This is a genomic window from Aurantimonas sp. A2-1-M11, from assembly GCF_036549475.1.
GTDB lineage: Bacteria > Pseudomonadota > Alphaproteobacteria > Rhizobiales > Rhizobiaceae > Aurantimonas.
This window is the reverse complement of record NZ_JAZHLI010000237.1, coordinates 1-523: the sequence shown is the minus strand read 5'-3', so window position 1 is coordinate 523 and position 523 is coordinate 1. Positions and strand designations below refer to the sequence as shown.

Annotated in this window: 1 protein-coding gene; it reads right to left on the bottom strand. The window is 66.9% G+C overall.

All coding sequences use genetic code 11. The annotated features are described in order from the left end of the window. Nucleotides 1-523 (bottom strand): IS66 family transposase (locus VQ042_RS25875; protein ID WP_331823090.1); only part of this gene is annotated, 523 nt, incomplete at both ends.

Genomic DNA, 523 nt, shown 5'->3' with positions numbered 1-523 from the left:
TTGGGGGGTGTCGGCGATGCGCGCGAGGACGTCGGCGAGCCAGGCCTGCGGATCGATGTCGTTGAGCTTGGCCGTCGCAATCAGCGTCAGCATGAAGGCGCAGCGATCGGCGCCGCGATCGGAACCGGCAAAGAGCCATGACTTGCGGCCGAGAGCCAGGCTGCGAACCGCCCGCTCGGCGGCGTTGTTCGTCAGGCAGATCCGGCCGTCGGTGGTGAAGCGGGCAAAGCTGTCCCAGCGTGTCAGCATGTAGTCCATGGCCTTGGCGACCGGCGCGTGGCGCGACAGGCGCGCCCGCTCGATGCGCATCCAGTCCTCCAGATCGGCCAGAACGGCCACGCTTCGCTCCTGCCGGACAGCCAGGCGCTCTTTGGCAGGGCGGCCGTTCACCTCGCGTTCGATGTCGAACAGCGCGTCAATGCGCTTGACCGCTTCCAGTGCCAGCGGCGAGATCGGCGCTGCGTTCTTTCCTCGCCGGGCGCTTTTGGCGATGTCGGCGAGTTCGAAGAACTTCCGTCTCGAA